At 66.3% G+C, this 20185-nt stretch carries 15 protein-coding genes; 9 read left to right on the forward strand and 6 right to left on the reverse strand.

Annotated elements, in window-relative coordinates:
• Positions 1-91: 91 nt before the first annotated feature.
• Positions 92-1051 carry a 2-hydroxyacid dehydrogenase gene (locus BMW90_RS19150; RefSeq protein WP_074838105.1) on the forward strand — a complete coding sequence of 320 codons (960 nt, stop codon included), beginning with the start codon at positions 92-94 and terminating at the stop codon, positions 1049-1051.
• A gap of 10 nt (positions 1052-1061) precedes the next feature.
• Here the strand turns inward: BMW90_RS19150 and BMW90_RS19155 are convergent, their stop codons facing one another.
• Positions 1062-2090 (reverse strand): substrate-binding domain-containing protein, encoded by a 1029-nt coding sequence (locus tag BMW90_RS19155; RefSeq protein ID WP_074838251.1) that lies wholly within the window; start codon positions 2088-2090, stop codon positions 1062-1064.
• 138 nt (positions 2091-2228) lie between these two features.
• Between BMW90_RS19155 and BMW90_RS19160 the strand changes: the two genes are divergently transcribed.
• The 6 genes from BMW90_RS19160 (at position 2229) to purU (ending at position 11729) form a co-directional block, all read left to right on the forward strand.
• Positions 2229-4550, forward strand: a complete 2322-nt coding sequence (locus BMW90_RS19160) for a DUF1989 domain-containing protein (protein ID WP_074838108.1) — start codon at positions 2229-2231, stop codon at positions 4548-4550.
• Between the two features lie 32 nt (positions 4551-4582).
• On the forward strand, positions 4583-5545 hold the full coding sequence (locus BMW90_RS19165; RefSeq protein ID WP_074838111.1) for an ABC transporter substrate-binding protein: 963 nt from the start codon (positions 4583-4585) through the stop codon (positions 5543-5545).
• Positions 5546-5615: 70 nt separating this feature from the next.
• A complete protein-coding gene (locus tag BMW90_RS19170; protein WP_048534742.1) occupies positions 5616-6665 on the forward strand; it encodes a quaternary amine ABC transporter ATP-binding protein in 1050 nt (349 codons plus the stop codon).
• An 11-nt stretch (positions 6666-6676) separates the two neighbouring features.
• On the forward strand, positions 6677-8194 hold the full coding sequence (locus BMW90_RS19175; RefSeq protein ID WP_074838115.1) for an ABC transporter permease: 1518 nt from the start codon (positions 6677-6679) through the stop codon (positions 8192-8194).
• A gap of 123 nt (positions 8195-8317) precedes the next feature.
• A complete protein-coding gene (locus tag BMW90_RS19180; protein WP_074838118.1) occupies positions 8318-10762 on the forward strand; it encodes a GcvT family protein in 2445 nt (814 codons plus the stop codon).
• 82 nt (positions 10763-10844) lie between these two features.
• Positions 10845-11729: a formyltetrahydrofolate deformylase gene (purU, locus tag BMW90_RS19185; RefSeq protein ID WP_048534737.1), complete on the forward strand. Its 885-nt coding sequence runs from the start codon at positions 10845-10847 to the stop codon at positions 11727-11729.
• 111 nt (positions 11730-11840) lie between these two features.
• Here the strand turns inward: purU and BMW90_RS19190 are convergent, their stop codons facing one another.
• The 4 genes from BMW90_RS19190 to BMW90_RS19205 form a co-directional block, all read right to left on the reverse strand.
• A complete protein-coding gene (locus tag BMW90_RS19190; protein ID WP_074838120.1) occupies positions 11841-12800 on the reverse strand; it encodes an ABC transporter ATP-binding protein in 960 nt (319 codons plus the stop codon).
• Positions 12797-14680, reverse strand: a complete 1884-nt coding sequence (locus BMW90_RS19195; RefSeq protein ID WP_074838123.1) for a dipeptide/oligopeptide/nickel ABC transporter permease/ATP-binding protein — start codon at positions 14678-14680, stop codon at positions 12797-12799. Before BMW90_RS19195 ends, BMW90_RS19190 begins: the two co-directional genes overlap by 4 nt.
• Positions 14677-15624 (reverse strand): ABC transporter permease, encoded by a 948-nt coding sequence (locus BMW90_RS19200; RefSeq protein ID WP_048534731.1) that lies wholly within the window; start codon positions 15622-15624, stop codon positions 14677-14679. The genes BMW90_RS19195 and BMW90_RS19200 overlap by 4 nt, the downstream gene beginning before the upstream one ends.
• A gap of 112 nt (positions 15625-15736) precedes the next feature.
• Positions 15737-17314 (reverse strand): ABC transporter substrate-binding protein, encoded by a 1578-nt coding sequence (locus BMW90_RS19205; RefSeq protein ID WP_048534729.1) that lies wholly within the window; start codon positions 17312-17314, stop codon positions 15737-15739.
• 118 nt (positions 17315-17432) lie between these two features.
• Between BMW90_RS19205 and BMW90_RS19210 the strand changes: the two genes are divergently transcribed.
• Complete coding sequence (locus BMW90_RS19210; protein ID WP_074838125.1) at positions 17433-18104, forward strand: DUF1028 domain-containing protein; 672 nt, start codon at positions 17433-17435, stop codon at positions 18102-18104.
• On the opposite strand, the gene BMW90_RS19215 is transcribed toward BMW90_RS19210, so the two are convergent.
• On the reverse strand, positions 18105-18869 hold the full coding sequence (locus BMW90_RS19215) for a FadR/GntR family transcriptional regulator (protein ID WP_244526551.1): 765 nt from the start codon (positions 18867-18869) through the stop codon (positions 18105-18107). It lies immediately after the preceding gene.
• A gap of 80 nt (positions 18870-18949) precedes the next feature.
• On the opposite strand from BMW90_RS19215, the gene BMW90_RS19220 reads away from it, so the two are divergent.
• Positions 18950-20170 (forward strand): M20 family metallo-hydrolase, encoded by a 1221-nt coding sequence (locus BMW90_RS19220; protein WP_074838131.1) that lies wholly within the window; start codon positions 18950-18952, stop codon positions 20168-20170.
• Positions 20171-20185: the final 15 nt, after the last annotated feature.

Below are 20185 nucleotides of genomic sequence, written 5' to 3' on the forward strand. Positions count from 1 at the left end.
CCGCACCGGGGATTTGCCACCGGGGATTTGCCATCGACAATCGGGCGGAGGTCCGGGCAATCTCCGGGACAGCAAGACCACGAGGGCCACGATGGCGAAACCCAGAATTCTGGTGACGAGAAAGCTGACCGATCCGGTCGAAGCGCGGCTGGCGGCCGACTATGACGCAACCTTCAACCCGAGCGACCGGCCGATGCCGGCAGCGGCGCTGGCCGCGGCGATGCGCGACCATGACGCCCTGGTGCCGACGGTCAGCGATCGGATCGCGGCCGGGATGTTGCAGGTCGAGGGGCGCCGGGTGCGGATGATCGCCAATGTCGGTGTCGGCTTTTCCAATATCGACATCGAGGCCGCCAGGGATGCGGGCATTGCCGTCTCGAACACGCCGGACGTGCTGACCGATGCCACCGCCGACACCGCCATGTTGCTGATCCTGTCGGCCACCCGCCGCGCCTTTGCCGCCGAAAAGATGCTGCGCGCGGGCCGCTGGGGCGGGTTCTCGATTGTCGACGGGCTGGGCACAAGCATTCAGGGCAAGGTGCTGGGCATCATCGGCATGGGCCGCATCGGCCGGGCCACCGCGCGCCGGGCGGCAGCCGGGTTCGGCATGGAGATCGTCTATTACAACCGTTCGCCGGTCGGCGAACTCGGCTTCGAGGCGCGGCGGCTGGAGAGCATCGAGGCGGTCATGGCGGCGGCCGACGTGGTGTCTGTGCATGTGCCGGGGGGCGGGGCGGCGCCGCTGGTGACGGCCGCGCATATCGCCTGCATGAAGCGCTCGGCCTATCTGATCAACACCGCCCGGGGCGACAGTGTCGATCAGGATGCCCTGATCGAAGCGCTGGCCCGGGGGCGCATCGCCGGTGCCGGGCTCGATGTCTTTGCCGAGGAACCCGAGGTGCCCAAGGCGTTGCGCGAGATGGAGACCGTCACCCTGCTGCCGCATATCGGATCGGCCACCCAAGAGGTGCGCACCGCCATGGGGCATGTGGCGGCCGACAATCTCGACGCCTTCTTTGCCGGCAAGGAGCTGCCCTGCCGGGTGGTCTGAGGACGGCCCGCTAGGCGGCTGGCTGGCCGTTCAGTCGTCCGGGCGGCCCGGTCGAGGCGCGGACCATCAATTCGATCTCGAGCAGCCGGGGCTGCGGCACGGTCTGGGTCTCGACCCATCCGGCCAGCGCATCGGCGGCGGCCAGGCCCATGCGCGACACCGGCAGGTGAACGGTGGTCAGCTCGGGATAGAGATGCTCCGAGCCGGGCAGATCGTCCACCCCGATGAGCGAGATCTGCCCGGGCACGGCGATGCCCGCGCGCTGCAATTCGAACAGGACGCCCGAGGCCAGCACGTCTGACAGGCAGAGCACGGCGCTGGTGCGCGCCGCCGCCGTCCGCACCGCCTGCCCTGCCGCGCAGCCGCCGGCGATCGACAGCGGCACCTCATGATAGACCAGATCGACTTCGGGGCGGTGGCCGGCCAGGGCTTCGATCCGCGCCCGGGTGCGGTCGTTCAGATTGCTCGGGCCATGTACCACCGCGATCCGGCGATGGCCCTGATCGGCCAGGTGGTCCAGCGCCGCCCGCGCGGCGGCGGTGTTGTCATAACCGATGGTTGGCAGCCGGTAGTCGGGATCGAAACAGGAGATCGCGATTGCCGGCAATTGCCCGCGCTCGATCAGCCCGAAGAACTCCGGCGTGTGGGTCATACCCGAGACCATCAGCCCCTCGGCGCCGATATCGATCAGGCCTTGCGCCTTTTCGGCCTCGATCCGGGGATCGTCGTCGGTGGTCGCAACCACCAGCGACAAGCGGTGGCTGGCCAACTGGCGTTCGAGCCCGGCCAGCACGCGGGCGAAAATGTCGTGTTCCAGTGTCGGCACCAGCGCGCCGACAAAGCGGGTGCGGCCCGAATTGATCGCCCGCGCCGCGGCACTCGGCAGCCAGCGCAGCTCCTGCATCGCCTGCTCGACCCGAGCGCGGGTTTTCTCGGCCACGGTTTCCGGCGCGTTCATCACCCGCGACACGGTTGCCACTGAAACTTGCGCCGCCGCCGCGACGTCGCGCAGATTGGCGCGTTTGCGCTGTGCCTTCATTTTGACCCCCTCTGCCTGCCCGAGCAGCAACACTCCGCGGTCCGCTGCCAATTTTCAACTTCGTTATACACCCACTTGACGGATGTAACTAGTTTCATTCACTCTGTAACCAGTTACAAAACGAGAATCGGCCAGAATATGACCCAATACGCAGTCCTTCGTGATTTCGACAACATGGGCTTTCGCAGCCAGGCCAGATCCTTCCCGGGGTTCCCCGCGCCATTGCAGACGCACCTGCGCCGTCTCGCCCCACGTGAGGCGCTGCGCCAGGATCTTCGCGCCGGCGACCTCTTGTCGATCGAGGCTCCCGCAGGTGGCGCGCAGATCGTTGCCTTCGATGCCGCCGGCCGCCCGGCGCTGGACACGCTCGGCCTGAAACCGGACGGCCCGCTTGCCCTTGTCGCCAGCGACACCGGGGTGCTGACCGGCTGGATTGTCGCCCAGGGCGGCGATGCCACGGCGCCGATCCCGGCCGCCTGCCCCGCGCCGCTGGCCGAACCGCTGCTGCTCAAGGCGAACGCGGCGGTGACGGTCTGGATTCTCCGCCCGCTTCAACCCGAGGCGCTGGTTGACGGCTCGGCCGGCGGCAGCGTCACCGTCAGCCTCAAGCGCGCAGCGGGCCAGTCACCGCTGCTGCCGCCGCTGCTCGGCGACACCCGCGACGAATTCACCGTGCCGCGCGGCACGGCGATGGCCTATGAGGTGAAACAGGGCGAATTCGTCCAGATCATCGACATCGAGGGCCAGCAATGCTCGGACTTCACCGCCTTTCGCAGCGACGGTCTCGACCGCGGCGAAGAGCTGATGATCGACGGCACCGCCACCCGGTCGATGGTGCGGCGTGCCTATCCCGGCCCCGGGCTGCTCGACAAGTTCTTTGACCGCAACATGCGGCCGCTCTTGAACGTGGTGCAGGACACCTGCGGCCGGCATGACACCTTTGGCCTGGCCTGCACCGCGCGCGGTTATGAAGAGCGCGGCTTTCCCGGCCATGTCAATTGCTCCGACAATATCTCGCGGGCGCTGGCGCCTTATGGCGTGGCCCCGCGCGCGGCCTGGCCGGCGATCAACTTCTTCTGGAACACCTGGATCGACCTGCACAGCCACAACATCATGACCGAGGAATCGCATTCCCGGCCCGGCGATTACGTCGCCATGCGCGCGCTGGAGGATCTGGTCGCCGTCTCCACCGCCTGCCCCGACGACGTCGATCCGATCAACGGCTGGAATCCCACCGATGTGCATGTGCGCATCTATCGCCCTGACACCCCCCTGCGCCGCGCCGTAGCGTATCGCGAAAAGGAAGACGCCCCGATGACCATCTCGCAGACCTCCGCCTTCCACGAACGGCTGGAACCGCTGACCCACAATTTCGCCCCCGCGCGCGATCTCTGGGCGCCGGTCAGCTTTCCGGCGGCGGGCGCAACCGGTGAATACTGGGCCTGCCGCGAGGCGGTGACCGTGCAGGACATGAGCGGGCTGCGCAAATACGACATCGTCGGCCCGGATGCCGAAACGCTGTTGCAGCGCGCGACCACCCGCAATGTCGCCAAGCTGGCGGTGTGGCGCGGGCAATACACGCTGATGTGCGATGCGGCCGGAACGGTGATCGATGACGGCACCCTGTTCCGGCTGGGCCATGACCTGTTCCGCTGGTGCTGCGGATCGGAGGAAAGCGGCCGGGTGCTGGAAACGCTGGCGCAGGAACTGGGGTTGCAGGTCCGCATCCATCACATGGGCGGCGCCATGCCGAACCTGGCGATTCAGGGGCCGAAATCGCGCGATCTGCTGCGCAAGATCGTCTTTACCCAGCCGCATGTGCCGGCAATGGACCATCTCAAATGGTTCGGCGTAACCGTGGCCCGGCTCAACGACCGCGAAGGCGCGCCCTTCATGTTGTCGCGCTCTGGCTATACCGGCGAGCTGGGGTACGAGATCTTCTGTGCCAAATCCGACGCGGTGGCGATCTGGGACGCGGTGATGGCGGCGGGCGAGGAGTTCGGGATCACGCCGATGGGTTCCGAGGCTCTGGGCACCATCCGCATCGAGGCCGGGCTGGCGGCCGCAGATGCCGAGTTTGCGCCGGGCGTCGATGCCTTCGAGGCCGGGCTGGGCTTTGCCGTCGATCTGACCAAACCCGAATTCACCGGCAAGGCGGCACTGGAGCGCAATGCGCAAGACCCGCGCCGGGTGCTCAAGGGGCTGCTGCTGGACGGGCCGGACGTGCCGCATCACGGTAGCCCGGTGCTCGACGGCGAACGCCAGGTGGGCGTCGTCACCTCGGCCACCCGCTCGCCCACGCTGGGCCATGCCATCGCCATGGCGCGGCTGGGCGTGGAACATGCCGAAAACGGCGCCCGGCTGGACATCGGCCAGCTTGACGGCCGGATGAAACGCCTTGGCGCTACGGTTTCCGACATTCCCTTCCTAGACCCGCAACGCAAGCGGGCGCGCGCCTGAGAGCGCATAAACCCAACCTGAGAGGACCCACGATGAAAGCACTTTCCACATTGACCGCCCTTGCGGCCCTGACCCTCGGCACCGGCGCGCTGGCGCAGGAAAAGGTCATGGTCGGCGAACCCAGCTGGCCCGGTGCCAAGGTGATGAGCCGCGTCATCGGCCAGGTGATCGAGACCCGGCTTGGCGGTGAGGCCGGCTATGCCCCGGGCGCCAACGCGGTGATCTTTGCCGCCATGGACGGCGGCCGCGGCGATATCGACGTGCATCCCGATGTCTGGCTGCCGAACCACGAATCCTTCCGCAAGGAATACGTCGAACAGAAAGGCACCGTCGCCCTGTCGTCGGGCAGCTACGAGGGCCGCACCGGGTTCTGCACGCCCACCTACATGGCCGAAGAGCACAACATCCGCTCGATCTTCGATCTGGCCACCCCGATGGCGCAGGAGCTCTTTGACACCGACGGCGACGGCAAGGGCGAGATCTGGGTCGGCGGCTCCGGTTGGGCCTCGACCAATGTGCACAAGGTCAAGGTGCGCGACTATGGCATCGAGACCTTTCTCGACCCCTCGACCGAGGACGAGGCGGTGTTCTATGCCCGGCTGAAGGACGCCATCGACCGGAAGCAGGGCGTGGTCTTCTATTGCTATTCGCCGCACTACGTGCACGCGCTCTATGACGTGACCATGATCGAGGAACCGGCCTATGACGAGGCGTCCTATACCATGGTGCAACCGGGCGAGGATGCCGACTGGTTCAACAAGTCGTCGATCACCACCGGCGACATGATCAAGACCGTGACAGTGGGCTACTCGCGTTCGCTGGAAGAGCGCAACCCCGCCGCGGCCGCCTTCCTGAGCAAGATCGACATGGAGTCCGAGGAGCTGTCCAAGCTGACCTATGAGGTCGTGGTACAGGGTCGCGACATCGACGCCGCGGTGTCGGACTGGCTTGCGGCGAACGGCAAGGTCGTCGATGGCTGGCTCGGCCTGAACTGATCCCCGTCTGCCGGCCTGTGGCCTCGCGGGGCCACAGGCCCCTCGACCCACATTCGTGACAGGAGAAGCCATGTCCGGCGAGATAGCGATAGACGCAAACGGCGTCTGGAAGATTTTCGGCAAACGTGCCGATGAGGCCCTTCGGGCGATCCATGACGAGGGGCTGACCAAGGCGCAGGTGCTGGAGCGCTTCAACTGCGTCGTCGGCGTGGCCGATGCCAGCTTTCAGGTCAAGCGCGGCGAATTGTTCTGCGTCATGGGCCTGTCCGGGTCCGGCAAGTCAACACTGGTGCGCCACGTCAACCGTCTTCTGGAGCCCACCGCCGGACATATCCACATCAACGGCGAAGACGTCATGGGTCTGGACGATGCCGGCCTGCGCGATCTGCGCAACCGTCGCGTTGCCATGGTGTTTCAGAACTTCGGCCTGATGCCGCACCGCACGGTGCGCGACAATGTTGCCATGCCGCTGGAAATCCGCGGCACCGGCAAGGCGCGGCGTTGGGAAGAGGCCGACCGGGTGCTCGATCTCGTCGAGCTTGGCGGCTGGGAAGACAAATATGCGCATGAGCTCTCGGGCGGGATGCAGCAACGGGTCGGTCTGGCCCGGGCCATCGCCTCGGACCCCGAGATCCTGCTGATGGACGAGCCGTTCTCGGCGCTCGATCCGCTGATCCGCAAGCAGTTGCAGGACCAGTTCATGCAGCTCAGCCGCAAGCTGGGCAAGACCACGATGTTCATCACGCATGATCTGGACGAGGCGATCCGCATCGGGCACCGCATCGCCATCATGAAGGATGGCCGCATCGTTCAGATCGGCACCCCGGAAGAGATCATCCTCAACCCGGCCGACGGCTATGTGGCGGATTTCGTGGCCGGCATCTCCAAGCTCAACATGATCTTCGCCCATTCGGTGATGCAGCCGGTGGGGGAGTTTGAATCCGCCTACGGCAGCGTGCCCGGCGACGCCAAGGTTGCCCATCCCGAGATGGACCTGAGCGATCTTATGAACCTTGCGGTGGATGGCCATGGCATCGTCACCGTCGCCGACGCCGGCAATACCGTCGGCGTGATCAACCGCGCGCGCCTGCTGCGCGCCATCCAGAACAGCCAGGCGTGAGGAGACGAAACATGCAACATGTCGATCCGATGCAGATCAAACCCGACGCCAGCGCGCGCATGCAGGCGCTGGTCGGGGATTTCGCCGGGCAGTCGCAAGGCTATTACCGCCGGGTCTTCGCGCATATGATGCAGGCTCCCGGCTACGCCTTTACCCTAAACCCCGCCGCCGGGCTGCTCGGGCCGGTCTGGTTCGGGGCGCGGGGGCTGTGGTCGTGGTTCCTGGGCTTCCTGGTCCTCGAAACCCTGGCCTATATCCAGATCGGCCTTGGCCTCTTTGGCGATCTCGGCCGCGATGCCCGGCTGCGGGCCGATCAGATCGCCCAGACGCTCGACCTGCGCCGCCAGCAGATCGAGGCGGCGGAAACCTCCGGCGCGGCCTCGCTCGAAGCGTTGAAGCGCGCCGCGACCTCGCTGGAAGAGGCGCTCACGGGGGCGCGGCTCGCGGCGGACAGTGCCGATGCCAGCGGGCTTGTCTATCTCGCCGTGGGGCTCGGGCTTCTGCTGACCTTCAAGTTTGCCGCCGCCGCGCTTGCCAACTGGACGCTGGAAGGGCAGTTCGCCCGCTGGCGCTCGGACCGGCGGGTGGCCAGCGGCTGGTCGCAGCTGCGCATGCTGCTGGCCGGGCTGATCACCCTGGCCGTGGTGGTGATCTCGACCGCGAAATTCGCCCGCCCCGACGCCTTTCCGGTGCTCAACGCCTTTCCCACCGACCGCGACTGGCGGCTTGGCACCGGCGACTGGGTGCAGGCCGGCTTCGACTGGCTCAAGACCCATGGGCGCGGCTTCTTTGACGGGCTGACCGTCGGTATGCGCAGCCTGCTCGACGCCATCGAGGTGGTGCTGGTGGGCACCCCCTGGCCGGTGGTGGCGCTGGTCTTCGTGATGCTGGCCTATCTGTCGGGCGGCGCCCGTGTGGCGATCTTTACCGCCGCGGCGCTGGCCTATCTCGGGCTGCTCGACTTCTGGGAAAAGGCGATGACCACGATCGCCCTGCTCGGTGCGGCGGCGCTGATCTCGATCACCCTGGGCATTCCGCTCGGCATTTTCTGTGCCCGCCGCCCCGCGGTCTTTGCGGTGGTGCGCCCGGTGCTGGATTTCATGCAGTCGATGCCCTCGTTTGTCTACCTGATCCCGGTGGTGGCCTTCATCGGCTCGGGCAAGCCTGCGGGCGTGGTCGCCACGATGATCTTTGGCAGCCCGCCGGTGATCCGGTTCACGGTGCTGGGTCTGCAACAGGTGCCCAAGACGGTGCGCGAGGCGGCATTGGCCTTTGGCGCGACCCCCCGCTATTTGCTCTGGCGTGTCGACCTGCCGCTGGCGCGCAAGACCATCATGGCCGGCGTCAATCAGACCATTCTGCTGTCGCTGGCGATGGTGGTGGTGGCCTCGCTGATCGGTGCCAAGGGGCTGGGCGAGGATGTGCTGGAAGCGTTGCAATACGCCGCCGCCGGTCAGGGCATCCTTGCCGGGCTCGCCATCCTGTTCTGTGCCCTGATCCTCGACCGGATCGTCGCCGGCAAGAAATAACCCCGGCCACCCCGACCCAATCGAAGCCCAAAGGCGGGATCGCTCCTGATCCCGCCTGCCGCCCTCCCCTTGCCTCCCCCGGTGCCGCCCCTCCAGCGCGGCCAGAACGAAGGACCCTCGCCCATGGCTCTCCCCCCTGAAAACGCCCGTGTCGTCATTGTCGGCGGCGGCGTCATAGGCTGTTCGGTGGCCTATCACCTGACCAAGCTCGGCTGGACCGATGTGGTGCTGCTCGAACGCAAGCAGCTGACCTCGGGCACAACCTGGCACGCCGCCGGGCTGATCGCCCAGCTGCGCGCGACCGAGAACATGACCCGGCTGGCCAAGTACAGCCAGGAGCTTTACGGCCAGCTTGAGGCCGAGACCGGCGTCGCCACCGGCTTTCGCCGCAATGGCTCGATCACCGTGGCGCTGTCGGACGAGCGGCGCGAGGAAATCCTGCGCCAGGCTTCGATGGCGCGCGCCTTCGGCGTCGAAGTCGAGGAAATCAGCCCCGCTGAGCTGAAAACCCGCTATCCGCATGTCAATGCCGAGGACGTCAAGGCGGCGGTCTATCTCGACAAGGACGGCCAGGGCGACCCGGCCAATATCGCGCTGGCCATGGCCCGTGGCGCCCGCCAGCGCGGTGCGCAGGTGCTGGAGCGTACCAAGGTCACCGGCTTTGTCCGCGACGCCCGTCGGATCACCGGTGTCCACTGGGAGGCCGAGGGCGAAAGCGGTACAATCACCTGCGATCACGTGGTCAACTGCGCCGGCATGTGGGGCCATGAGGTTGGCCGGCAGATGGGCGTCAACGTGCCGCTGCATGCCTGCGAACACTTCTACATCGTCACCGATACCGTTCCCGGGCTGTCCCAGCTACCGGTGCTGCGGGTGCCCGAGGAATGCGCCTATTACAAGGAAGACGCCGGGAAAATCCTGCTCGGCGCCTTCGAGCCGGTGGCCAAGCCCTGGGGCATGGCAGGCATCCCCGAAAGCTTCGAGTTCGACCAGCTGCCGGAGGATTTCGACCATTTCGAGCCGATCCTCGAACAGGCGGTGAACCGCATGCCGCTTCTGGCCGAGGCGGGCATCCACACCTTTTTCAACGGCCCCGAAAGCTTCACCCCCGACGACGCCTATCACCTGGGACTGGCGCCCGAGATGGACAATGTCTGGGTCGCCGCCGGCTTCAACTCGATCGGCATCCAGTCGGCGGGCGGCGCCGGCATGGCGCTGGCGTCATGGATGGACAGCGGCGAAAAGCCCTTCGATCTGGGCGACGTCGATATTGCGCGGATGCAGCCGTTCCAGGGCAATCGGCACTACCTGTTCGAACGCTCCAAGGAAACGCTGGGCCTGCTCTACGCCGACCATTTCCCCTATCGTCAGAAAGCCACCGCACGCGGCATCCGCCGCTCGCCGCTGCACGAGACCCTGCTGCGCGAGGGTGCGGTGATGGGCGAGATCGCCGGATGGGAACGCGCCAACTGGTTCGCCGACAGCGGCCAGACGCCGGCCTATGAGTATTCGTGGAAGCGGCAGAACTGGTTCGGCAATGCCGCCCGCGAACACAAGGCGATCCGCGAGAATGTCGGGCTTTACGACATGTCCTCCTTTGGCAAGATCCGCGTCGAGGGGCCCGACGCCGAGGCCTTTCTCAACCATGTCGCGGCCAGCAACCTTTCGGTGCCCGTGGGCAAGATCGTCTACAGCCAGTTGCTCAACAGCCGGGGCGGGATCGAGGCCGACGTGACGATCACCCGTCTGAGCGAGACCGCCTACCTCGTGGTGACCCCGGCCGCCACCCGGTTGGCCGATGAGACATGGCTGCGGCGGCATGTGGGCGATCACCGCGTGGTGGTCACCGACATCACCGCCGCCGAGGCGGTGATCTGCGTCATGGGGCCGAAGTCGCGCGCGCTGTTGCAGCGGGTGTCGCCCAACGATTTCTCCAACGCCGCCAACCCCTTTGGCACCGCGCAGGAGATTGAGATCGGCATGGGTCTGGCCCGCGCCCACCGCGTGACCTATGTCGGCGAGCTGGGCTGGGAGATCTATGTCTCTGCCGACATGGCGGCGCATGTCTTCGAGGTGCTGCACGAGGCCGGGCGCGAGATGGACGCGCGGCTGTGCGGGCTGCACATGATGGACAGCTGCCGGATCGAAAAGGGTTTCCGCCACTTCGGCCATGATATCTCGTCCGAGGATCACGTGCTCGAGGCCGGGCTGGGCTTTGCGGTCAAGAAGAACAACGTCTCCTTCATCGGCCGCGACGCGGTGGAGCGCAAGCGCGAGCAGGGCTTGCAGACCCGGATGGTGCAATTCCTGCTGCAAGACCCCGAACCGCTGCTCTATCATGCCGAACCGATCCTGCGCGATGGCGACATCGTGGGCTTTCTGACCTCGGGTAGCTACGGCCATCACCTCGGCGGTGCCGTGGGTCTGGGCTATGTACCCAGCGCCGGCGAAACCGCGGCAGATGTGCTGGCCTCGCGCTACGAGATCGAGATCGCCGGAAGCCGCGTGGCCGCCACCGCCTCGCTCAAGCCGCTCTACGACCCGAAATCCGAACGCGTGAAGGTCTGACCCACCGGGCGGCGCGGCACATGGCCCGTGCCCGCCGCCAACCCGCCAACGCGCGCCTACTCTTGACCAACAGGATCGCCCCATGACCAAATACTGTCTCACCGTCACCTGCCCGTCACGCCGCGGCATCGTCGCCGCGATCTCGACATTCCTGACCGACAAGACCTGCAATATCACCGATGCGTCGCAGTTCGACGATCAGGAAACCGGCTATTTCTTCATGCGGGTCAGCTTCACCCCCGAGAACGGCTCGGATCTCGCGGCCCTGGCCGAAGGCTTTGCCGAGATCGCCGAGCCCTTCGGCATGACCTACGAATTCCACGACGAAAGCCGCAAGATGAAGGTCGCGATCATGGTGTCGCGTTTCGGCCATTGCCTGAACGACCTGCTCTACCGGGTCAGGATCGGCGCCCTGCCGGTCGAGGTGGTGGCGGTGATCTCGAACCACATGGATTACCAGAAACCGGTGGTGAACGCTGACATCCCGTTCCACTGCATCAAGGTCACCAAGGACAACAAGCCGCAGGCCGAGGCGGCAATCATGAAGGTGGTCGAGGAGACCGGCGCCGAGCTGATCGTGCTGGCGCGCTACATGCAGATCCTGTCGGACGAGATGTGCCAGAAGATGTCGGGGCGGATCATCAATATCCACCACTCGTTCCTGCCGTCGTTCAAGGGCGCGAACCCCTACAAGCAGGCCTTCGAGCGTGGGGTGAAGCTGATCGGCGCGACCTCGCATTACGTCACCGCCGATCTCGACGAGGGGCCGATCATCGAGCAAGACATCGTGCGCATCACCCACGCGCAATCGGCGGCCGACTACGTCAGCCTCGGGCGCGACGTCGAAAGCCAGGTGCTGGCCCGGGCGATCCACGCCCATGCCCACCACCGGGTCTTTCTCAACGGCAACAAGACGGTGGTCTTTCCCGCCTCGCCCGGCAGCTATTCGAGCGAGCGCATGGGCTGAGCCCCCGAGTCCGGCCAGGCGGTGTCAGTTCTGGCCGGGCACACGTAGGGTAATGCCCAGCACCAAACCGCGCTCCAGCCGGGGCCGGCGATCCAGTCATAGATCCCCCGGTCACTCGGACAGGGGATGGAAACAGGCGGCTTCGGTTCGCGGACCCACCGGCGACAGGCGCGGCGTCTCGGTCCGGCATCGCTCGGTCGCCCTCGGGCAGCGGGCGGCAAAGGCGCAGCCCGGGGGCGGGTTCAGCGGGTCGGGCAGCTCGGTGCCCTCCGCCTCGGGCGCAGAGAGCGGCCGCCCCACCACCGGCGCGCTGTCGGCCAGCAGCCGGGTATAGGGGTGGCTGGGGTTGGCAAAGACCTCTTCCGCCGGGCCGATTTCGACCACCGCGCCGAAATAGAGCACCGCGATCCGGTCGCTGACTGCCTCGACCACCGCCAGATCGTGGCTGATGAAGAGATAGGTCAGGTCGAAGTCGCGCCGCAGGTCGGCCAGGAGGTTCAGCACCTGGGCCTGGACCGAGACATCGAGCGCCGAGACCGGCTCGTCGAGGATCAGGATGCGCGCCTGGGCTGCGAGCGCGCGGGCAATGCCGATGCGCTGGGCCTGGCCGCCGGAAAATTCATGCGGGTAACGGTCGAGGAATTCCTCGCGCAGGTTCACGCTGTCGAAGATCTCGGAAATGCGGGCACGGCGCTCGGCGGCGGGCATCCCGTGCAGCCGCTTGAGCGGGGCCTCCATGATCTGGCGGATGGTCTTGCGCGGGTTGAGCGAGGAAATCGGATCCTGAAAGACATACTGGATGCGCTTGCCGAACGCGGCCGGATCGGCGGTATCGAGTGCGGCGCCCTCGATCTCGATCTGCCCGGTGGTGGGCTCCAGCAGCCCGACCAGCATCCGGGCCAGGGTCGACTTGCCGCAGCCGGATTCGCCGACGATGCCCAGCGTTTCACCCTGATGCACCGTCAGGGACAGCGGATGCACCGCCTTGACCGATCCCTTGGGCCCGCCGAAAAGCCGGCGCCCCACAGGGAAGGTCTTGGACAGGTCTGTGAGCTTCAGCGCCTGGGTCATTGGGCCGCCTCCCGGCTGTCATCGATCGGATGCAGGCAGCGCACCCCATGCCCGCCGGCGCGCGCCAGGGGGATGTGCCCCTGGCGGCAATCCTCCTGCACCCTGGTGCAGCGTTCCGCAAAGGCGCACCCCGGTGGCAGCTTGTTCACCGCTGGCGGCAGCCCCGCGATGGCCTCCAGCCGCCGCTTGCCGCCGCCCAGTTCGGGCACGCAAGCCATCAGTCGGGCGGTATAGGGGTGGCGCGGCGCATCGAGGATTTCGGCGGTCCGCCCCTCTTCGACGATCCGCCCGGCATACATCACCGCCACCCGGTCGCAGAGCTGTGCCACGACGCCGAAATCATGGGTGATAAAGACGATGGCAAGCCCGCGCGAACGCCGCAGGTCGTCGAGAATCGTCAACACCTGCGCCTGCACGGTGACATCCAGCGCGGTGGTCGGCTCGTCGGCGATGATGATATCGGGATCATTGGCCAGCGCCATGGCGATGCCGACCCGCTGACGCATGCCGCCCGACATCTCGTGCGGATAATCGGAAATGCGCGTCTCGGCATTGGGGATGCGCACTGCCCTGAGCAGGTCCACCGCCTTCGCGCGCCCTTCCGCCTTGCCGATGGGCCGATGGGCGCGGATCGCCTCGATCAGTTGATCGCCGACGCGGTACAGCGGATGCAGCGTGGCCAGCGGATCCTGGAAGATATAGGCGACGTTGCGCCCGCGCATCTCGCGCAGCCGCCGGTACGGCGCGCCGATCAGATCTTCGCCATCGTAATACACCGCACCGCCGGTCACCACGCCGGGCGGCGAGGCGACCAGCCCCATGACCGAGAGCGCGGTGACGGATTTGCCCGAACCGCTTTCGCCGATGATGCCGAGACATTCGCCCTTTTCCACGTGCAGATCGACCCCGCCGACCGCGCGGTAGACCCGATCCTTGACGTGAAATTGCGTCTCCAGCGATTGCACGTCCAGCAGCCCGGCACCCGTCGGCGCGGGCACCGGGGCCTTGCGGTCGACGCGGGTGGCCGCCATCGGCCGCGACAGCGCGCCCGATTTCAGGCGCGGGTCAAGCGCGTCGCGAACCCCGTCGCCCAGCAGGTTGATCGCCATCACGATGATCAGGATCATCATCCCCGGCACGATCGAGGTATGCGGGTTGGTGATCAGCGCCGACCGCGCCTCGCCCAGCATCGAGCCCAGGTCGGCCTGCGGCGGCTGGCTGCCGAGCCCGAGAAAACTCAGCCCCGCGGTCTCCAGGATCATCCAGCCGATGGTGGTGGACATGGCGATGACAATCACCGGCACCACGTTGGGCAGGATCTCCGACAGGATGATCCGGGTGTTCGACAGCCCCGCCAGCCGTGCGGCATCGACAAATTCCTTGTGCGCGATGCCCACGGTGATGCCGCGGATGTTGCGGGCAAAGAACGGCACGTTGACGGCGGCCACCGCGATCAGCGCATTCAGCAGCCCCGGCCCGAGCGCCGCGACGATGGCCAGCGCCAGCAGGATGTAGGGAAAGGCCATCAGCATGTCGACGCCGCGCATGATAACATTGTCGGTGCGGCCGCCGTAATACCCGGCGATGATACCGATCGCCGCCCCGAGGGTGGCGGCGACGATGGCCGCCGCGAACCCCACCGCCAGCGACAGCCGCGTACCCCACATCAGCCGCGACAGCAGATCGCGGCCGAGGTGATCGGTGCCCAGCAATGCATCTGGTGAAAAGATCGGCCGGAAGCGGTTCGACGTGTTGGTCACATCCGGGTCGGCCAGCGGCAGGAGCGGTGTCACCAGCGCCAGCAGTCCGACCAGCAGCAGCACGATGCCGCCGGCCAGCGCCAGCCGGTTGCGGGCGAGAAGTGTCAGGAAGCCGGTCATGTCTTGATCCTTGGGTCGAGCAGGCTCTGCGCCACGTCAACCGCGATATTGAACAGCACGTAACAGGCGGCGACAAAGACCACCCCGCCCTGCACCAGAAGGATGTCGCGCTTCAGGATCGCATCGACCAGCATGCGGCCCACGCCGGGCCACTGGAACACGATCTCGATATAGACCGCGCCGGACAGCACGAAACCGGCCTGAATGCCCAGCACCGGGATGATCGCCACCATCGCCGCCTTCAGCGCGTGCCGCCAGATCACGCCACGCTCGTGCACGCCCTTGGCCCGCGCGGTGCGGATGAAATCCTGCCGCAGCACCTCGAGCATGGCCGACCGCGACAGCCGCGCGATGACCCCGGTGGCCACGACGGCCAGCGCCAGCGCGGGCATCGCCAGATGCGTCAGCAGCACCCCGAAGGTCCGGTCGCCGTAGATCGGCCACATCCCCGAGACCGGGAACCACCGCAGGTTCACCGCAAAGAACAGGATCATCATCATGCCGAGGAAAAAGGACGGGATCGAGATGCCCAGCAAGACGACAAAGGTGATCGCCTTGTCGGCCAGCCCGTATTGATTGGCCGCCGAGATCACCCCGGCCATGACACCGAAGAAGGAACAGAGCACAAAGGCGGTGCCGGCAAGGACAAGCGTGCCGTTGAACCGTTCCAGCACCTCGTCGAGCACCGGGCGATTGAGCGCGAAGGAGGTGCCGAAATCGCCCTGGAGCATATTGCCGAGCCAAATGAAATATTGCTGCACCAACGGCTTGTCGAGGCCGAGGTCACGGTTCAGCTTTTCGACGTTCTCCGGCGTCGCATAGCTCCCCAGGATGGCGGTCGCCGGATCGCCCGGGATCAGCGCCATGATCAGGAAGACGATCACCGTGATGCCCAGCAGAACCGGGATGGCGGACAGCAGGCGTTTGAGGATGTAGCCGGTCATCGGATCTCCGGGCGGTCAGGGACAGGGCGCAGCGGCGCGCGCCGGGCTTGGCCCGGGGCCTCTTGGCAGGCCCCGGGGGAGGTCCCGGACCAGGTCCGGGACGCGGGGTGCCTCAGTTCTTGGCCACGTCGTCAAGCAGCAGGAAGAACGACGGTTGCAGGGTGAAATTCTCCACCCGGTCGCTGGTCACCGCATTCTGCTTCCAGTTGGCGACAAAGACCCAGGGCGCATCCTCCTGCACGATGGTCTGCATCTCCTTGTAGAGCCGCGCGCGTTCCTCCTGATCGGTTGCGACGCGGGCCGCCTCGAGCAGCTCGTCGACCTTGGGATTGGAGTAATACCCCGAGTTGAAGCCGCCCTTGTCCGGCCAGGCCTCGGTGCGCAGCGCGAGGAAGGGCAGCGTGTCGGGGTCATTGGTCATCCAGGCCATCTCGGCCATGTCGGCCTTGCCTTCGAGGCCGGGGTTCACTTCGCCCAGGAAGGTGTTCCACTCGTAGGTTTCGATGGTGACGTCAAAGCCCACCGCCTCCAGATCGGCCTGGATCGCGGTGCCCATGGCGATGGGGTCGAGCATGCCCGAGCCACCCTCGGTGACATAAAAGGTCAGCTCGGCGCCGTCGGCGCCGGCCTCGGCGATCAGCTCGCGCGCCTTGTCAGGGTCATAGGGATAGGGCTCCAGGCTTTCATTGTAGGCCCAGGCAAAGGCTGGCGGGGTCGGACCGGCGGCGACTTCGGCGGTGCCTTCCAGCACCTCGCTCACCAGCGCCGATTTGTTGACCGCATAGTTTGCCGCCTGCCGCACGCGTCTGTCAGCGAAAGGGCCCTCCTTGGCGTTGAGGATCAGGAACCAGACATGCGGGCCGGCCTGTTCATGCACCGCGTAGCTGTCATCCTGGAATTCGGAGAGCGCGACCGGCGGCACTTCGACCATCAGGTCGATGCCTCCCGCCAGCATCTCGGCGGTGCGGGTGTTGGCATCGGTGATCGGGCGGAACACCACGGCCTGCAATTCCGGCGCGCCGTCCCAGTAATCGGCGTTGGCTTCGACCACCACCGCTTCGTTCGAGCGCCATTCGGCAAAGCGGAACGGCCCGGTGCCCGAGGGATTGCGCCCGAAGTCCGCGCCATGCTGTTCCACCGCGGCGGGCGAGACGATCAGCCCGGTGGGATAGGCGAGGTTGGACAGGAAAGGCGCGTAAGGCGCGTTCAGCGTGAAACGCACGGTCTGCTCGTCCAGCGCCTCGACGGTCTCGACGGCCGAGAAGAAGAAGGAGAGCGGGAAAGGACCGGTGTCGTAGAACGGATGGTCCTCGTTCAGCATCCGGTCAAAGTTGAACTTCACCGCTTCGGCGTTGAACGGGCTGCCATCGTGAAAGCGCACGCCCTCGCGCAGGGTGAAGGTATAGACCGTGCCGTCCTCGTTGATCTCCCAATCGGTGGCCAGCGCCGGTTCGACCTCGAGCGTGCCGTCCTTGTAGCGCACCAACCCGTCATAGACGTTCATCAGGATGCGGAAATCGTTGACCGCCGTCACCGCGGCGGGATCAAGCGCCTTGGGTTCGGCGATTTGGCCGACGATGAGAACGCCGGGCGGGGTCTGGGCCTGGGCTCCGCCGGCCAGGCCCAATGTCAGGGCCAGCGCTGTGCCGGCGGCAATGAGCCCCCGGCGGGTGACGTGAAAGACCGACATGTCTGTTTCCTCTCCTGTTGCGTCTTGGCAATTTGCGTTTTGGCTATTTTATCATGATAAATTGCATCTGGCCAAATTTTCATGATAAATTCAAGCGGGCTGTGAAACGGAGACCGTGATGACGATTTCGATCCTCGCTTATGACGAAAAATCGGGCACTTACGGCGGAGCGGCCACCACCGGAAGCCTCTGCGTCGGCGGCTGGGTTCTGCGCGGAGACGGCGAATCGGGCATGTCGGCATCGCAAGGCTCGCTTCCCAGCACCATGTGGGGCAGCGATGTTCTTGACCGTATGCGCGCCGGCACGCCGGCGGACGACGCGGTGGCGCAGATCACCGGGGCCGACAGCGGCCGCGCCGAGCGGCAGCTTTCCGCGCTCGATCCCGCCGGCGGCACCGGCCATTTCACCGGCGCCAACAGCATTGCCACGGCGGGCGTGCGCCGCGCGCGGTCGGTGATCGTGGCCGGCAACCTGCTGGCATCCGAGGCGGTGCTGGACGCCTGCCTCGATGGATTTGCCAACGCCACCGGCGCGCTCGACAACCGGCTTCTGGCAGCCCTGACCGCGGCCGCACAGGCCGGCGGCGACAGTCGCGGGCTCTTGTCGGCGGCATTGCTTGTGGTCGGACGAAGGCGGCCGCCGCTCACCCTGCGGGTGGATTATGCGCCCGCGCCGCTGGAGGCGCTGGCCGAGCTGCACCGCCACGCCACATCCGGCGAATATGCGAACTGGGTCCGGCATGTGCCGACGCTGGCAGACCCCGAGCGCGCCACGCCTTATGAGCCGTGATCATTCCGCGATGAACCGTTTCATCACCTCGGCCTCCTGCGCCTCCATCAACCTGCGCGCCATTTCCATATGGCTGCGCATCACTTCTCGGGCGCGGTCGGCATCGCCCTGCCGCAAGGCCTCGATCAGATCGACCTGGTGGTCACGCCCCTGCTGCCAGAGATCGTGGTTGGGCGCCTTGTAGAGCCGCTTGTAGACGGTGAGATCGGTGAGGATCTGCGACATGAAGTTGATGAAGAAGCTGAGCAGCGCGTTCTGGCCGAAATCGGACAACCGCGCATGAAACCGCAACGAGGCCACATGCTGGCGGCGCTCTTCCTCGGCATCCGCCGCCGGGTCGGCATATTCCGCCATGATCGCCTCGAGCTCGGCCAGTTGGCTCTCGGCCAGGCATCCGGCCAGCTTGGCCGCCTGTTCCGGCTCCAGCGCGATGCGAACCTGATAGATGTCGTCGATGCTGACGTCGCGAAAGTAGAAGTAATTCGCCAGAAGCGCATTCGCCCGCTCGCGCGAAACCTCGCCAACGAAACTGCCACCGCCCGGGCCGGTCTTGGTTTCCACCAGGCCCTGCGCCTGCAACAGCCGCATGGCCTCGCGGATCGTGCCCTTGGACATGCCGAACTGCGCGATCAGCTCGGCCTCGCCGGGCAGCCGGTCACCCGGCTTCAATCCGCGCTCGACCACCCAATCCTTGATCGCATCGGCAACGCGCAACGGACGCGAACGGCGGGGCTGTCCCTGGGGCCGGGGCGATCCGGGTGTCATCAAAAAATGCCTCGCTTTTTCCTGTCTGGGCGGGGTATCTGTAATACAAGCCCATTTATCATGATAAATTCAAGGCCGCTATGACCTACGGAGACAAGGCTGCTGCCCGATTGCAGCAAATTGCCAAGGCGTCAACCACGACCGAGGGGGTCACCCGCCTGCCCTGGACCCCGGAACACCGCGTGGCCAGCGATGAAATCGCCGGCTGGATGCAGGCGGCCGGGCTCGACGTGACGCGCGATGCCGCCGGCACGCTTGTCGGCGCCAGCCCGAACCCCGAGGGCAAGCCGGTGCTGCTGATTGGCTCGCACCAGGACAGCGTGCCTTCGGGCGGGGCCTTTGACGGGATCATGGGGATTGCCGTCGGCTGCCTCGCGGCCGAGGCGCTGCGCCACGAGATACCGAAATTTCCCTTTGCAATCGAGGTGCTGGCCTTCGCCGATGAAGAGGGCGTACGGTTTCCCACAGCGCTGATCGGCCCGCGCGCGCTGGCCGGAACCCTCGATCCCGGCGCATTGGAGATGACCGATACCGAGGGCGTCTCGATGCGCGCGGCGATGGCAAGCTTCGGCGTCGAGGCCGCGCAGAGCCTTGGCATAGCCCGCGATCCGGCGACGGTTGCCGGATATCTCGAGGCCCATATCGAACAGGGCCCGGTGCTCGAAGCCGAGAACCTCCCGGTGGCCGCGGTCAGCGCGATTTGCGGCATCTCCCGCTTCGAGGTGATGGTCACCGGCACCACCGGCCACGCCGGGACGGTGCCGATGTCCGGTCGGCAGGATGCGCTTGTCGCCGCGTCGCGGATCATTGCCCTGGTCAGCGATGAAGCCATGGCAACAGAAGTCCGCGCCACCGTGGGCAGCATTTCGGTCGGCCCCGGCGCGGTCAATGCGATCCCCTCCCGGGTGCGCTTCACGCTCGAAATCCGCGCAGCCAGCGATGCCACCCGCGTCGCCTTTGAAACCGGGATTCTCGGCCGCGCGCAAGAGATCTGCGCCGCGGCGGGCTGCGAAATCGAGGCCGGCCGCACCTATGTTCAGCCGGCGACGACCTGCGACCCGAGGCTGACAGAGGCGCTGGAACAGGCCATCCGCGACCACGGCATCAGGCCGATGACAATCCCCTCCGGCGCGACCCACGACGCCTCGGCAATGGCCGATCTCTGTCCGGTGTCGATGCTCTTTGTCCGCTGTCGCGGCGGCGTCAGCCACCGGCCCGACGAATTTGCCAGCGCCGAGGATCTCGATGTGGCGATCACGGTTCTCGAACGCGCCATCCTGCGACTGGCCCGGCAGGGCTGAGGCACCGCCGCAGCC

The organism is Marinovum algicola (assembly GCF_900109145.1).
Taxonomy (GTDB): Bacteria; Pseudomonadota; Alphaproteobacteria; order Rhodobacterales; family Rhodobacteraceae; genus Marinovum; species Marinovum algicola.

Bases quoted from the DNA above. Each gene is read 5' to 3' on its own strand.
- BMW90_RS19150 (WP_074838105.1), top strand. From the start codon at position 92: ATGGCGAAACCCAGAATTCTGGTGACGAGAAAGCTGACCGATCCGGTC.
- BMW90_RS19155 (WP_074838251.1), bottom strand. From the start codon at position 2,090: ATGAAGGCACAGCGCAAACGCGCCAATCTGCGCGACGTCGCGGCGGCG.
- BMW90_RS19160 (WP_074838108.1), top strand. From the start codon at position 2,229: ATGACCCAATACGCAGTCCTTCGTGATTTCGACAACATGGGCTTTCGC.
- BMW90_RS19165 (WP_074838111.1), top strand. From the start codon at position 4,583: ATGAAAGCACTTTCCACATTGACCGCCCTTGCGGCCCTGACCCTCGGC.
- BMW90_RS19170 (WP_048534742.1), top strand. From the start codon at position 5,616: ATGTCCGGCGAGATAGCGATAGACGCAAACGGCGTCTGGAAGATTTTC.
- BMW90_RS19175 (WP_074838115.1), top strand. From the start codon at position 6,677: ATGCAACATGTCGATCCGATGCAGATCAAACCCGACGCCAGCGCGCGC.
- BMW90_RS19180 (WP_074838118.1), top strand. From the start codon at position 8,318: ATGGCTCTCCCCCCTGAAAACGCCCGTGTCGTCATTGTCGGCGGCGGC.
- purU (WP_048534737.1), top strand. From the start codon at position 10,845: ATGACCAAATACTGTCTCACCGTCACCTGCCCGTCACGCCGCGGCATC.
- BMW90_RS19190 (WP_074838120.1), bottom strand. From the start codon at position 12,800: ATGACCCAGGCGCTGAAGCTCACAGACCTGTCCAAGACCTTCCCTGTG.
- BMW90_RS19195 (WP_074838123.1), bottom strand. From the start codon at position 14,680: ATGACCGGCTTCCTGACACTTCTCGCCCGCAACCGGCTGGCGCTGGCC.
- BMW90_RS19200 (WP_048534731.1), bottom strand. From the start codon at position 15,624: ATGACCGGCTACATCCTCAAACGCCTGCTGTCCGCCATCCCGGTTCTG.
- BMW90_RS19205 (WP_048534729.1), bottom strand. From the start codon at position 17,314: ATGTCGGTCTTTCACGTCACCCGCCGGGGGCTCATTGCCGCCGGCACA.
- BMW90_RS19210 (WP_074838125.1), top strand. From the start codon at position 17,433: ATGACGATTTCGATCCTCGCTTATGACGAAAAATCGGGCACTTACGGC.
- BMW90_RS19215 (WP_244526551.1), bottom strand. From the start codon at position 18,869: ATGACACCCGGATCGCCCCGGCCCCAGGGACAGCCCCGCCGTTCGCGT.
- BMW90_RS19220 (WP_074838131.1), top strand. From the start codon at position 18,950: ATGACCTACGGAGACAAGGCTGCTGCCCGATTGCAGCAAATTGCCAAG.